The 14,302-nt window shown below is 69.5% G+C and carries 10 protein-coding genes; 1 reads left to right on the top strand and 9 read right to left on the bottom strand.

Annotated elements, in window-relative coordinates:
• Positions 1 to 21 precede the first annotated feature (21 nt).
• Positions 22 to 3,720 carry a hypothetical protein gene (locus QMK24_RS15140; protein WP_283466390.1) on the top strand — a complete coding sequence of 1,233 codons (3,699 nt, stop codon included), beginning with the start codon at positions 22 to 24 and terminating at the stop codon, positions 3,718 to 3,720.
• Here the strand turns inward: QMK24_RS15140 and QMK24_RS15135 are convergent.
• The 9 genes from QMK24_RS15135 to QMK24_RS15095 all read right to left on the bottom strand — a co-directional run bounded on the left by QMK24_RS15135 (position 3,715) and on the right by QMK24_RS15095 (position 14,247).
• On the bottom strand, positions 3,715 to 4,089 hold the full coding sequence (locus tag QMK24_RS15135; protein WP_283466389.1) for a hypothetical protein: 375 nt from the start codon (positions 4,087 to 4,089) through the stop codon (positions 3,715 to 3,717). The two genes, QMK24_RS15140 and QMK24_RS15135, sit on opposite strands and share 6 nt — an antisense overlap.
• 40 nt (positions 4,090 to 4,129) lie before the next feature.
• The gene (locus QMK24_RS15130) at positions 4,130 to 5,275 is read right to left on the bottom strand and encodes a methyltransferase domain-containing protein (protein ID WP_283466388.1); all 1,146 of its coding nucleotides are present in this window, start codon (positions 5,273 to 5,275) and stop codon (positions 4,130 to 4,132) included.
• 320 nt (positions 5,276 to 5,595) lie between these two features.
• Entirely contained in the window at positions 5,596 to 6,651 is a 1,056-nt protein-coding gene (locus QMK24_RS15125) for a hypothetical protein (RefSeq protein ID WP_283466387.1), read from the bottom strand.
• Positions 6,652 to 6,777: 126 nt separating this feature from the next.
• A complete protein-coding gene (locus tag QMK24_RS15120; RefSeq protein WP_283466386.1) occupies positions 6,778 to 7,536 on the bottom strand; it encodes a hypothetical protein in 759 nt (252 codons plus the stop codon).
• A gap of 51 nt (positions 7,537 to 7,587) precedes the next feature.
• Positions 7,588 to 9,741, bottom strand: coding sequence for a Mucin-19 (locus tag QMK24_RS15115; RefSeq protein ID WP_283466385.1), 2,154 nt, complete (start codon positions 9,739 to 9,741; stop codon positions 7,588 to 7,590).
• A 2-nt stretch (positions 9,742 to 9,743) separates the two neighbouring features.
• Positions 9,744 to 10,094, bottom strand: a complete 351-nt coding sequence (locus tag QMK24_RS15110) for a hypothetical protein (RefSeq protein WP_283466384.1) — start codon at positions 10,092 to 10,094, stop codon at positions 9,744 to 9,746.
• Positions 10,095 to 11,747: 1,653 nt separating this feature from the next.
• Complete coding sequence (locus QMK24_RS15105) at positions 11,748 to 11,915, bottom strand: hypothetical protein (protein WP_283466382.1); 168 nt, start codon at positions 11,913 to 11,915, stop codon at positions 11,748 to 11,750.
• Between the two features lie 32 nt (positions 11,916 to 11,947).
• A complete protein-coding gene (locus tag QMK24_RS15100; RefSeq protein ID WP_283466380.1) occupies positions 11,948 to 12,853 on the bottom strand; it encodes a DciA family protein in 906 nt (301 codons plus the stop codon).
• The gene (locus QMK24_RS15095; RefSeq protein WP_283466379.1) at positions 12,850 to 14,247 is read right to left on the bottom strand and encodes a helix-turn-helix domain-containing protein; all 1,398 of its coding nucleotides are present in this window, start codon (positions 14,245 to 14,247) and stop codon (positions 12,850 to 12,852) included. Before QMK24_RS15095 ends, QMK24_RS15100 begins: the two co-directional genes overlap by 4 nt.
• Positions 14,248 to 14,302: the final 55 nt, after the last annotated feature.

Raw genomic sequence — 14,302 nt, 5'->3', positions numbered from 1 at the left:
GGCCACCGGGGAGACGCGCGCGTGCGTGAGACGTACGAGGAACAGGTGAAGGCGCGCGGGCAGCGGCGGCCGACGTCCGCCGTCGCCGAGAGCGGAGAGGCCCGTGCCGCCACGGGCGCTGTCGCGGTCAGCGGCATCGTGCACGGCGACATCGCCGTGCACGGTCCGACGGTGGCCCGGAGCGGCTACCGGCAGCAGATCACGCGTATCGCCCCTCCCGAGCTCATCGGCCGGCAGGCGGAACTGAGCGAACTCGCGGCGTTCTGCACCGCAACGGACGCCGGCTCCTACACGTGGTGGAGAGCGTCCGCGTGGGCGGGCAAGACCGCACTGTTGTCGTGGTTCGCGCTGCACCCTCCGCCCGGAGTCACAGTCGTGTCCTTCTTCATCACCGCACGGTTCGCCGCCCAGAGTGACAGGACGGCGTTCATCGACGTGGTCGGGGAGCAACTCGCCGCGCTGCTCGGTCGGACGGCGCCGGCGTTCCTCACGCCCTCGACCCGCGACGCGCACCTCCTCACCATGTTGGGGGAGGCGGCTGAGTTGTGTCGGGGGCGGGGTGAGCGTCTGGTGTTGTTGGTCGATGGCCTGGATGAGGATCGTGGGGTGACCATTGGTCCGGACGCGCACAGTATTGCTGCGCTGTTGCCGGCGCGGCCGGGGGCGGGGTTGCGGGTGGTCGTGGCCGGCAGGCCGCATCCTCCGGTGCCGGCCGACGTGCCGGGGCATCACCCGCTGCACGACCCCCGCATCGTACGCACCCTCGCCGGATCACCGTACGCCGCGGCGGTCCGTGCCGACTGCGAGCGTGAACTGGTGCGGTTGCTGAACGGTGCGTCCGAAGAGCGGGACCTTCTCGGCTTCGTCGTCGCCGCGGGCGGCGGTCTGAGCGTGTCGGACCTGGCGCAACTGACCGGCATGTCCGACTGGGAGACGGAACGCCACCTGCGTGCGGTCACCGGCAGGACGTTCGCCACGCGCGCGAATCAGCATCCGCCGCCTGGATCCGACGCGGACGTCGGCGACGTGTACGTCCTGGGACACGAGGAGTTGCAGAGCACCGCGCTCACCATGTTCGGTCCAGCCAGGCTGTCCGCGTACCGTGAACGGCTGCACTCCTGGGCAATGACGTACCGGGAGCAGCGCTGGCCACAGGGGACTCCGGATTATCTGTTGCTCGGCTATGCCAGGTTGCTGCGCTCCCTCGGCGACCTGCCGCGTGCCGTCGCCTGCGCGACCGACGCCGCTCGTCAGGACCGGCAGCGTGAACGCACTGGCGGAGACGCCGCCGCACTCGTGGAGATCGACCATGCGTGGTCCCTGCTCGTGCCGGCCGAGGAGACCGACCTCGTACGCGCGGCGCTGCTGGCGGCGCACCGCAGTCGGCTCAAGGACCGCAACGACTACCCGGAGGGCCTGCCGGCCCTCTGGGCGGCCCTCGGCCAGCCTGACCGCGCCGAAGCGTTGGCACGCGGAATGGGTGACTCGGACACGGTGGCCCCGGCGCTGGCGCAGATCGCCGTGGAGGCAGGTCGCAGGGGCGACAGCGCACGCGCGCAGCACCTGGCCGACACCATCGAAAATCTCGCGGAAGGATTCGACAGCGCCTGCTGGCGGGCACGCCGTCTGGCTGCCATGGCGGAGGCCGCGGGGGCGGCGGGCGACCACCACCGCGCGCTCGTCTGCGAACGCGCGATCGGAGCCATCCTGGAAGGAACCGCCAGCCGCTGGAAGCCCCATGTCCTGGCCTCACAGGCACGGGCCGCTGCCGCCGGCGGCAGCCGGAAGCGGGCTGTTGAGCTGGCGGACGCCATTGAGCGGACGGGGCGCGACAACGCGCACAGCTGGCAGATGACCGACGTACGGTGGGCGGCTGAGTCGTCAGACCCCGACCGTGTGAACGCTGTCCTGGGACACCTGCGGGTCTTGGCGGGCACGGTGCGTTCAGCGCGGCGCCGGGCCAGGATCGAAGCGTCGCTGGTGCTGGCGGAGGCCGCGGCAGGCACCGGGAAGCATGGCCCGGCGATGTTGGAGGCTGCCGCGGAGCTGAGCCACGGGGCGGAGCCGTCCCTTTGGAAGCTCGATGTGGCGGGAGCGCTCAGTGAGGCCGTCGTGGCGTCGGGTGATCAGGCGCGCGCCGCGCGGCTTGCGGACGTGATCGCGGAGGCTGCCACGGTTCCTGGCCATCCGTGCTGGCAGGACTCCAGTTCGGTCATGTCTCTGGTGAGGGCTGCGATGAGGACCTTGAGGATGTGCGCTGACCTTGGGCGTGCGGCCGCGCTCTCCGAGTTGTTCGAAGCCGTGTTCCGCACTTCGGCGGCGGGCCCGGACGGTGCGCATGCGGAAGACCAAGAGCCCGGAGAGCAGGCGCAGGTGCTCGGAGCCGCCTCGGTGGCGGCCGCTCTGGCGGGAGACATGACACGCGCGCACACGGTCGCCGCGTCGGTACGGGGCGCCTATGAGCGTGCCGAGACGTGGGTCGAACTGGCGAAGGTGTCGCTCGACCGCGGCGACCGGGACCGGGCGGCGGCGCTCCTGGCGGACGCCGAGCGGCTGTGCCGCGACCACATCTGGCCCCGCCCCCATGCAGAAGCGCTGACCGCGCTGGTGGAGGCGGCGTGCACCGCCGGTGAGCGGGAGCGGGCCACACGCCTGACGGAGGATCTCGCTGCCTTCGCCGCCACTATCGCCGTGCCTTCCCGCAGAGCGGACGCACAAGTACCGCTGGTGGGCGCCCTGGCCCGTACAGGAAGGATCGCTCAGGCCGAGGCGGTGGCCCGGGCCACCGCCGAGAGTCATAGGGAATGGGCGTACGTCGAACTGGTGAAGGTGCTGGCCGGTCGCGGCGAGTTCGGCACGGCACAGGAGATCGTGCGGGGCCTCGGCGACCGAGAAGACCAGATCAAGGCCGGCAGGTCGCTCGCACACGCCGCGATCACCCATCGACGGTTCGCTCTCGCCGAGCGACTCCTCGACGCGTTCCCGGGCACGCCCGGGGACCAGCGGCAAGATCAGGCACGGCTGCTCACCGCGCTCGCAGGCGCGGCGGCCATCGGCGGCGCACACCACCGTGCCACGGTGCTGGCCGAGTGTGTACAGGAACTGGCCTGGGCGAGTGGGGGCAGTGAATACCGCGATGAGATGGTGCGTTACGAGGCAGAGGCACTGGCTTGGAGCCGCCGCTTCGACGCCGCCGAGGACCGGTCGCGCAGCATCACCGATTCATTCTGGCGAGCGCTCGCCGTCGATGGACTCGTCCAGGCCGCAGCCCGGCTCGGAGAGCCCGGCTTCACGGTGTGGGCCCACCGGGCCGCCCGATTGCCGTGTGCCGACAGTCGATACCGGTCCACGTCGCTGACGCTTCTGGCGAGGGCGACGGCCTTCACCGGAGACCTGCGCTCCGCCCTCGCCGCTGCGGAACGCATACCGCTGCCCGGCTGGCGCGCCAGCGCACTAGCCGGGCTCTCGCACCATGCCCCGGCCGAGCAGGGCAGGCAGTTGATGTCACGGGCGTTGGAGCTGGGTGACTGGCCCGGGCTCCTCGACGATCTGGTCCGGTGCGTCCCTGGGACGCTTCTCGCCCTCGCCGACATGTTCCTGAGCCTGGACCGGACGGAAACCGACGACGCGGCCCTAAGACGCGAGCCGATTCCGGGTGCGGGGGCAATTCCGCCCTCACAAGCACAGAGTCCCCGTCAGCGAACCGACGAGGACTCATGAACGATCGAGGTTAGTGGCGCCCACTTCGCCATACTGGGTGGGGGCGCCGAACAACATCTGGCGCCGAACGGCCAGCACCCGCGTCAACGCAATGAAGCGGTACTGCGACCCGTCGTGCTGCGAGGGGACGAACACACCGTCGGCGATGGCCAGGTTGAGGGTGTACGTCGATATCCCCAGGAGTGAAGCGGCGACGCGCAGGGGCACCGTCATCCCCTCAAAGGCGTCACCCTGCACGCCGTCCAGTACCTGCGCTTGAATCGGTAGGTTCCGCGGTCCCATGAGCCTCCCTCTGACCAGCACTGTCATGACTCCATTCTTACCCCATGCCACGGACACGGTCATGATGCGCTCAACCAGCAGTTGCATCGATGGACAGAGATCACCGGGCGGTCTTGTTCTGCAGAAGTCAGCTCGGTTGCGCCACCAGATTCGTGCGTCCCCTGGTCCACCGGGGGCCAGTTGCCGGGTCTTTACACCAGATGAATTGGCCTTTGGGAGTGACGGTCATGCCGTAGTCGTACGGGGTGGGGGTGTCTGTGGCGAGCCACTGGTCCCATGCCTGTTCGACCTCGTCAGCCAGGTGCCGCGGGCCGCCTTGGGTCACGATGGTCCGGCCGCCGCCGATGGCGGAGATCGTCGCCCAAGAGGCGGTGTTGTCGTGGAGCCAGGCGTTCAGGCCGTCCTCGTCGACCGCCGTCGTCACGTACAGGTCGGGCACGGCAACGCGCAGGGCGAACTTGAGGTTCCAGTCGTCCCGCAGTGGTGCGAGGTCCCGCTGGAAGGGTCGCTGCCCAGCAGGCGGGACACCGTCGCGTACCTCGCGGTGCCGGCGGGCCGGGGCAGTGCCCCGGGCGGACATGAACATCGCCAGGCCTTGCATCCAACCGGTCGCCGAGCGGCCGTCGTCAGCGACGGTCAGGGCGACGTGCCCCAGTCGGCCCCACGGAGTGACGATCCGCCCGCCGGGCACGGTCTGCTGCACCCACGCCCACGGGACGTGCTCGACCGCGAACGTCGAGATGGTCCGGTGGTACCGGGTTCCGTCGGGCCAGCCGGCGGTTCCGTCGCCGACCTCGACCGTGACCGCCGCACCGGACGCGCGGAGCCGTTGCCGGGCTGGGACGGCCAAACTTTCGTCGGTCTCGACGCTGGTGACCTGGGTGCCGGTGCGCCAGGCAAGCAGGGCCGCGTTCCATCCCGTCCCGGCTCCGAGCTCGAGGACGTGGTGGCCTTCATCCAGGAGCAGGGAGTCGAGCATGTCGACGACCACGTTCTGTGCGGACAGGCTGGAGGTGGGCACGCCGTCGCTGAGCTGGGTGATGGCAGCCTCGTAGGGATTGCCGTAGACCTCACCGGCCCAGCGTTCGGGCTCCGTTGTGCGGTCCACGGCCTGATAGGCGTGGCCGTCCCAGGACCAGAGCCGGTCAGGGGCGAACGCGTGCCGCGGCAGCGCCGCGACCGCCTGGCGGATCCACGGGGAGCGTGCGGGCCACCCCCCGGCCTGCTCCATGGCAGCCGCCAGGCGGTGTTGGTGCTCTACGAAGTCGGGCAACGCGGTTCCCTATTTCCGGTGCTTGCCTGGATCTTGCGGGGGCGTAGGCGGGACCTGTCCGTCGGAGTTATTAGGCGGCGGGTCGCCCTTGCTCAGGTCCTCGTCCTTGCCGTGTTCACCCATTGTGATCCCTTTCAGCGCCGAGAGTTACAGAAAGCATCGTGCCGCAGGATCGGCGTCGCCGGTAGACGGCCGATGTCGGTGGGGCAACGAATGAAATGCGGCAGACCTGGCAGCACCGACCTCGCAGATCGAGGTGGGCAGTTGGGCTGGAGTCCAGGCATGCCGAGATGCTCTCGCTACACCGGTCTCCAGGCCCACTATCGAGTCGCCCACTGCTTGGTCAGCGCCTCGGGTGCGGGGCGAGCGGCAGCTCCGTTCGGACGCCAGGTCGCTCCGAAGGGATACACATTGTCGATCCACAGCACCCCAGCAAGGTCGGCCGGCATGGCCCAGCGACGCGGGAAGCTCGGGTTGATGTCCTGGGGCGGCCCCAGGTAGTTGTCGCCGAAATTGAACTGCAGGGTCGTGGTCAGCCGGCCGTCGAGGAGGTGGTCCAACTGCTGGAGCCCAACGCCAGTAAACGGATGGGCGCCAGCGGCGATGAGCAGGGGGAGTTCCGCGGCCTGAGCAATAACCCGGTACTTCCTCACCTTCTCGTCGATCCGCTCCACCAGGGCCGTAGCCGTGACGGGACCGGCGAGACCGGACGGCGGCGTGAAGATCGCGCCGAAGACGGGGGGTTGCAGAAGCCGGCCGGTTCGAGGGTCGCCCTGGATCTGGAAGTGGTAGCCGTGGATCCGGAAGTCCGCCGTGATGAGCGGTGACATCAGGAAGCGACGCAAAGCCAGAGTGATCCTCTTCGCAGTACGGGCATCGGGGGCAACCGCAGGACCCGACGGATTCCCCGCGAGGGCCAGCACCACCGGAACGGGGATCGCCTTGATCCGTTCCACCAGGCTGTGCCAGGCCCGCACCTGCCCGTACAGCGCCTGCGAGGGACTGTCGGTGAGGACTTCCACCAGGGCGAGAGGCCGCCCGTCCTTCCGCAGGACGGTCCAGTCGGGTGTCAGGCCGTCCCACGTTTGTTCGTACTCCACCCGGTGGTCGGTAGCCCGCAGCGCCGCGCCGACTCCGAGCTCGATGACACCCGGCCAGAAGTGCTGGTCCTGCCACAGCTTGGCGGCGAATGTCGCGGCGGCCGTGTCCGGAAGCATCGCGATCTGCCCGTCCAGCCAGTCACGCCAGGGCTCGTACTCCTCCCCGACGGTGATGTCGTAGGACAAGGCCCGCCGCTCGGGCGGTTTGTCCTGGTAGCGCCGCAACTGTTCGGCCACAAAGTCCGGCCCGAAGCGTCGGCCGTGATCGGAGTTCATGTCACATGATTGTCCGGTACGGGCGCCGGCTGCGCGTGAGTTTTCTCGGGGCGACCGGGCGGAGGCTGGCACGTCGCAGCGGCGCCTTGGTCACCGATCGGGTGGGCCTCAGTGCTGGGTCGACGCTCAGTCCTCAGGCTTCCATGCGCGCAGTTCCACGTGTGTGATTCTTGCGCCTTCAGCCAGGCGCCCGGTCTCAACCATCCAGTCCGTGATGGCCGCCGCGACGTCGCCGTGGTGCTCCGTAACGCGCTGGTGCCAGGAGCCGGCGTCGAATCCGGCGGTGCCGGTGCCTGGTCCGAGGGTGCTGTTGCCGTAGCTGCGTTCCTCGGTGCCGTCAGCGCGCTGGACCACACCGCGATGGACCCCGGGGCTGTCCTCACCGCTACCGGAATCCAGGAGAAAGCGACCTTTGGAGGCGCGCACGGTGAAAGCGACGACGCCGTCGGCTTGCGCTGCGGCCTCAAGGATCGGTGCAAGCCGAGAGGCGCCCGAGGCGATGTGCTGCCTGCCGGCGCGCGCGATCCCGGAGGTCCATTCCTCGTCGTGGGCAAATTGGACCGCGTCCTTGGCCCGGACCCGAGCAAGTCTGCCGCTCTTCGTCCGTCGCCGCTTGACGTAGTTGCCGGCCAGACGCTGCAGGGAGTCCAGGTCGCGTGGGCCGCCGCCTTGAACCTCTTGGACCACGGCGAGCAGGGCGTCGACGTAGGAGCCTCCGGCACCTGGGCCGCGGGTGTAGAAGTGGCTAATGACGGCCGAGTTGCGGCCGAGGATCTGGGCGATCTGCCGACGGTTGAACCCCTCGCCGATCAGGGCGTTGGTCAGGCGCGCGGCCTCGTTGGGCGGCGGTGTGCTGCTGGGGTTGCTGCGCCTGCGCGGAGGCATAGGGCCGGTTCTCCTTCGGAATCGGGTCGGTCAGTCGGATCTGCGGTGGCTTCAGGACTGGGCTTGGGCCTCGTCGAGGCGGGCGCGGCCGAGGGCCTGGAGGTTGTAGAACTCGGCCATGTCCAGCGGTGCGGCAACAGGGTCGGGCGTCAATCCCTTGAGCAGGTAGTCGCCCGGTTCGCCGTTGTAGGGCCACCTCGGAGTGTCCGTGGTGTAGATCGCATCGGTGCGGAAGGCGACGATGCTTCCGGGCTTCAGGTGCAGTGCTCCGACGTGCGTCATCTGGCCGTCAGCGGTCTTTGCTCGGGTGGACAGGAGCGCGGCGCGGGCAGCGGACCACACTCCGGCGGCCCATTCGGGATGCGCGTTGGGGTTGCGGCTCATCCGGCTCTGTTCCCACGTGATCGTGCCGTCGCTGAGGCTCTTGGGCCGCGCGCCCTTGGGGATCTGGCTCTCGTGACCGACCGGCACGGTCCCGGTGGTGATGGTCGGGCGCTGGGCGAACCCTCCGATGCCGTACAGAAGGATGCTGCGGATGGCCCGGGAGGCGAGCCGGTTGGCTTCGCGCAGGTCGTCGGTGCCAGCGAGTTGCGCCTTGGCGGCCAGGCTCGCCCATGCCTTCTTGAGCTTTTCCGACCAGTCCTTGAGGGGGGTGCCGCTCTCCCACAGCAGCCCGTCGAGGATCTCGATCTTCCAGGGCGTGATCGGGTTGCGCAGGGCGGCGTTGACCTCGGCGCCACCGGCCCAGGTGGTGAAGGTCCGCCCGGCCTCGTGCGGGTAGTGCCAGGCGCGAGGGCCTTCGATTGCTGCGGGCAGCAGGCCGACGTGGTTCCAGTCGTCCGGAATGGTCACCCGTACCTGCCAGTGGCTGGGCGCGAAGAGGGCGTTGGCCTGGTCCTTCTCGGACCAGGACGCAAAGGTGCCGGCCGTGACCCGTTGGGGAGCTCCAACGCCGGAGGCCCAGGTGTGCTTGCCGTAGGCCAGAGTGCGGTCGAGCTCGGCGAGCCGGGGAAGCTGCGCAGGCACACGCGGTGGTGTGATCAGCTCGTCGCGGCCCTGACCTGAAGTGGCGTGCATCAGCTGGCGGATCTCGTCGGACATCACCGGATAGCCATCAGCCCAGCGCGCGCCCTGCTTGGTGGGGATCGTCCGGGTCCACAGGTCACGCCCGGTCTGCATGGGGGAACCCATGAGGACAACGTCCGGCCACTCCCGCTTGAGCGCTTCCCAGGTCAGATTGAAGGCCGCCCGGATGGTACCCGGGTCGGCGTCCCGCGGGTCGAACCACTCGGCGACGTTGCGGATTTCGACATGCTGGTCCGCGCCGCGCTGCCAGCGGCCCACGGGGGTGCGCTCATGGAGGAAGTGCCCGGCCATGGCGTCCCTGCCGCGCTGCGTCTCGACCGTCCAACCGTGTGGCATCGGCGCGTCCAGCCAGGCGCGTACGGCATCTCGCAGGTAGGGGTAGCTGTCGGCGTCGCGATGCCACGGGGCGCCGGTGACGTAGATGCGCTGGACGCTGTCGGGGACGGAGGCGAAAACGGCGGTGAGGATCTCGTCGGCACTGGCCGCGCCCAGGTCGAGACGCACGCGCTGGTCCTTGTAGACCAGGACCCCGGTGTCGGTGTTGAGGATGGCGCTGGGGCGGACGGTCTGGGTGAAGTTTGGGCGCTCGGAGCGGAGGTTGGGCGCGACGGTGAAGAACCGGTCTCCGGCCGGCCCTTCGGGGATTGAGGGCAGCTCACGAGGTACGGCGTCGGCGCCGTCGGGTGCGGGCGCGGCAGATGAGGCCGGGGGCTCCGGGGGGGCGGTCGCCTGCGTGAGGAGTTCCGCAGCGGGGTCCGGGGCCGTGTCCGGACCGACTGGCTGCGTGCGGGCAACGTGGGCGGGAACCGGGGTCAGTGCCGGGGCTGCGGCACCGGTGCGCTCGGAGGTCGTGACGGGCGCTGTGGGCGGCCGCGTGCCGGCAGGGGCCGTGACGACGGGCTCGGGCGCCAGATTCGGGGCGAGCGCGACGATGTCCTGGATGGACAGTCCGGCCGCGGGGGCGAGGCGGTCGGCCTTGGCCTTGGCGTAGCCGGCCAGGCTCTTGACGTACTTGTCCCGCTGACCGGTCAGCTTGGAGAGCGCGGCCTGGACCTTCTTGATGTCATCGCGGACACCGCGCAGTTCCGCGAGGCCGTCGTTGTACTGCTGTGCGTCCATGCTCAGCTGCTCCTGTCGGGCTCGCGGGTGGTGACCGTGACGGTGTAGTGGGGAGGGACGGACACGGTCACGTGGTCCGGCCCGGCGAGAGTGACAACCGCATGACCGATGCGCGCGTGGTCTTGCGGGGCTGGCGCCTCGTCAGGTGAAAGATCGCCGCCTTCGACGAGGGAGTCGAGGCTGAGCACCTTGACCGGCACACCTTGACCCCGCTCCCAGCTCGGCGCCGGCGCGTGAAGCTGCGCGGCGTACCGCTCGGAGGGGCGCCCGTGGAACACGATGCGGGCGGGCGTGCTCTGGGTCCAATGCCAGCGCTTGCCGTTGCTGTCCGGTTCGACGTCGTAGACGGCCATGGTCCTACCGCCTCTGCAAGCGAGAACGACGGCGATGCGATCGGCGTCGAAGTGCTGTTTCGTGGTGGACCGGCCGACCCACGGAGACCACGCACCGAGCACTACCTCGCCTTCGGTCGCTTCGCTTCGTCGGATCTCGCCCCACCTCCGGGAGACGTTGACGGCGAGAACCTGGTCGGGGTGTATCGGTCGAAGCGCCATGAGAGTCCTTCGAAGCTGTGGTGTCGGCTCCTACCCTAGAATACATCGACTCTCGATGCACGATGTATTTGTATGTATTCTTGACCGTTGCTTAGTTGCCGCGGCCACACCGGGTGGGCGGGCCTGCGCGCAAGGGCCCTGGGCAGAGGTACATATCGCTTCCGGCGGAGTGCGGAGGCACCGGCCGGCTGGAACGTCGCGGCAGGCGACCGTCTCGGTCCCGCGACCGCGCTGAGGTTCCGCGCCTTCCGGACAGCGATGTCGTCGCGCTGCGGCTTCGTCTTACCCGCGCGGTGGCTGCGGCTGTGTCGGCCAGCAGGCCGGCGACCGGGCGCTAGACGCTCGGGGTGCCCGTCAAGGACCTTCGCCAGCCGGTCGTGCGGGCCGTCGAGCGTGGTTGCGCGGTCCTCGCGGTGGGGTCCGCCGGACATTCCGCCGAGCGGACCGGGCCAGCGGTCGAAGTGGTCAGCGAGCGAGGAGCAGGGGCGCGGTCGTCATCGCGGCCCCCGGTAACGAGTTCTGGCCTGAGTCCAGTTGGGGAGCCGGAAAGCTACGGGGGATGTCGATGACCGGGACCAGCTCACCGCGTCCCGGTCGGTTGCAATGCGCTCGAGCCAGGGCGGCCCCCTGTGGGCTGGCGGCTGGCTGCTTCGCCGTAGTGCCTCGGCGAAGCAGCTGGCCGCCAGCGGTCATGCGCAACGGTTCCGCGAACGTCGCGGGCCATCGTCCAACGTGGGGCGCGCCCCGGGGAGGGCCGTGAAGGGCTTCCCTCGGCGCGACAGGGTGTGGCCACCACACGCTGTGAGACGGCCAGACCCCGTTGGAAGTTCGTAGGGCCGCTGGACCCCTAGGCGTCCGCGACTTGGGTGCATGCATCAGCGCAAGAGAAGCCGGCGCTATGAGCAACGGCTTTCCAGCGTCTCGGCCTTGGCGTTCCCGGATTTCGCGTCAAGGATCAAACAGTGCGGAATGTCAGGTTCTGACCTGAAGGGGACACGCCAAATCCGTGGCGCACCGTCAGGCGGTTTGGCGTTAGAAAGGGAACCAAATCCATGTGCCGTCGGTCGTAACTGCGGTCGAAGTCATGGTGATGGTCGACATAGCGGTGCCCCTTGCCCATGGAAGATCTGGTCCAGCAGATGCTATTTCATGGGGGCCCTGCTGAGTCCACGCCCTCTTTACCATCCATCTAGGCATATACCTGCTGATTCCTGCTTCTTTTCGAGACCGGTTGTGTCCAACATCGGACAGCTGGTGCCTGCGAGGGAGCCGGTAAATTCGTCCCACACGGGGCATATATACCCAAACTGTCTCTTTCTGTGGAGGTCGTGCTTTTTCGAGCAGCGCAGGTGTTAACGCCAGCGTCAGGTGCGAAGGGCGTGGCTCTGGGCTCCGCGGCTGCCGTGGCGGATCGGTCGATTCCGGGCTCCTGCAGCGGGGCGAATCCCGTGCTCATGCAGAAGCTCCCATGATGAGAACCACCGCCAAGAGGCGCAGGTACCTGTCGCGTTCGGCGTAGAGGTCTTCGAGTGCGGGGTCGGTGACGGTTGACGCGGTGAGGCGGTGGTGCGGTTCTTTGCCTGCTGCATGATGCGCGGCGGGGTCGGTGAAGGTTTCCATGAACAGCGCTCCGTCCGGTTGGAGTTGTTCCGTCAGGCCTCGTGGTCGACGGGGTGCGAGAGGTGGTCCGACGGAGGGATGCTGCGGCCCTTTCCGGCCCGCAGCGCCTGCAGCACCTGGGTGTAGCCGGCGGAAGCTGCCGCGCGGGTGTGAAGCGCCGACGGCCGGGGGGCCGGCGCTGGGGGGGCTGCACGCAGGAGGTCGAGGCCGGTTTGATAGCCAGGCGTGCTGTGCTGGGAGGCGCGGAGCGGATCCGGTGCGGGGGATGGGCGAGCCGGGATGCCGGGCTGCACGATGGCGAGGATGACCTGGTGGTAGCCGGGATGGGCTGCCTCGCGGGTGCGTAGCGGGCCGTCGCTGCGGGTTCGGGGGCCGCTCTGTACGGCGGAACGCGCCTGGTGGTATCCGTCTGGGGCATCGGCGCGCGTACGGATGGGGCCGGGCGGCGGCCGCTGGCTGGCTGATGGGGTAACTGCCGGCGCGGGGCTGGGAGGTGTGCGGGATCCGGGGGCCTTGATGGCGATGTGGTGGACGGCCTGGCGGCCGGCTGCGTCGTTGGCCTGGCGCATGAGTTGGATGCTGAGCAGGCGGCCCTGGGTGGCCCAGGCGGCCGAGGTGGCGAGGATTTCGAGGGTGCCGGTCCGCTCGTCGAAGCCGACGGCCTGCAGGTGCGCGGCGATCTCGGGGGTGGCGATGGCGGTCCATCGGTCGAGGATCGAGCCGGCGGCCGCGGGAGTTTCCCAGCCGCGCTCGACGATGAGGGCGGCAAGCGCTCCCTCGAGTGCCAGGGGGTCGCGGCCGGCGCGGTGTGCGCCGGTAGACCGGCGCTTGGGCTTGCGCTGAGCAGCTCCGTGGGTACCGCGCTGCTTGGCGGCCTGCTTCGCGGCGACGAGGGCGATCCGGGCGAGGTCCGCACCGGCGGCCGGGGGTGTGGTCATGCTGACCTCCGTCGGTGCAACGTCGTGCGGCCGAGGCCCGCGAGCCGGCGGGCCTGGTCGACCAAATGGTGGGTGAACAATCGCCTCGCGTAGGTCTCGCCGCGGGCGTCGATGGTGATGCGGATGAACGTGGGGTCCTGCTGCGCGGCCGCCCGCAGGGAGGTGATCTCCTCGGGCGTCAGCTGTTCCAGGTCGGCCGAGGCGTCGTCGTCCGCGGCGATCTCGCCGTACGGCACGAGGACGCCGGCTGCGGCCTGGCGCACGTCGGCGAAGACCGCGTCGACTCGGCGCACCAGGCTGCGATCGGTGGGGGCCTGCCATGCGCCGGCCCAGTCGTCGTGCCGATCCTGCTCGGCACGGCGCGAGTCCCGCCACCAGGTGACGAGATTGGCCCGCTTGGCTGGGGTGTCGTAGACCTGCTCGACGCCGCGCAGGCGGCTGGCGAGGAATCCCGAGGGGCGGTGAACCCGCTGGGCGGGCGATTGCTGCGCCAGGACGGCCATGACGTCGGCTGCGGTCCATCCGGCGTCGGCGACATGTCGGACGATCCAGGCGATCCGGGGAACGTCGGCCCGGTTCAGCCAGCCGACCTGCTGGATGAGCTCGAAGGCGAGCTGGTGGCGGCGGCCGGTCTGGTTCAGCTTCCGGCGCGGTGCGGCCGGCTTCTGGGGGGTGGGTGACGTGTGGTTCCCGGCTCCGAGCTTGCTCTCAGGGGGAAGCGAAGTCATACCGGCAGAGGAAAGCCTAGAAGTACTTACCCCCCTTGGGGTGCAAGACGAGGCCGCCGAAGTGGCCTTCAGCGCCCGGCGATTGGCCCCCTTTGTCCGGGCGTTGGAGAGTGTCCGCTTGGCCTTGGCCGCGAGAGCTTTCATCACGGGGACCTGGTCTTCGGCCATGCCGCGGACCGAGCGGATGTACCGCTCGGACGGACCGGTCCGCAACCCCAGGGCCTCGTCGAAGGTCGGAGGGATAGTCCGGAGGAACTCGCTGGCCCGGCCGCCGATTCCGCTGACACGTGTGCCCTTGGAGAGGTACACGAGCAGTCCGGCGTCCCGCAGGAGGCTCAGGTGGTATTGGACGGTGCGCTCACTGATCTTCAGCCACATCACGAGCTGGTCCACGCCGGGCCGGCACTCCGTCAGCCGGGCCAGGATTCCTGCGAGGCGCAGCGTGGTCCGATTGAGGCGGGTCGGGCCGTGGGAGCGGTCGTGGGCGACCTGGGCGTGGTCGTGGTGCCAGTGGACGGCCTGCAGCCACGAGTAGCCCTCGGGGGCGATACGGGAGGGGGTGGTGGTGGCCCACTGGCTGCTCGCCGGCAGGCGCACAGCAGCACCGGGCACGGCGCGACCCGTGGCCGGGGCGCGGGGCGCGAGCGGGGTGAGGGGCGTGGGCATGGGGGCTTCCTGGGGTTTTTGGGTGCACGAAAATGGACCCGTGGCGGTACGGGCC

This window comes from Streptomyces sp. PH10-H1 (genome assembly GCF_030063355.1).
Taxonomy (GTDB): Bacteria; Actinomycetota; Actinomycetes; order Streptomycetales; family Streptomycetaceae; genus Actinacidiphila.
This window is presented reverse-complemented; position numbering and strand designations above follow the sequence as displayed.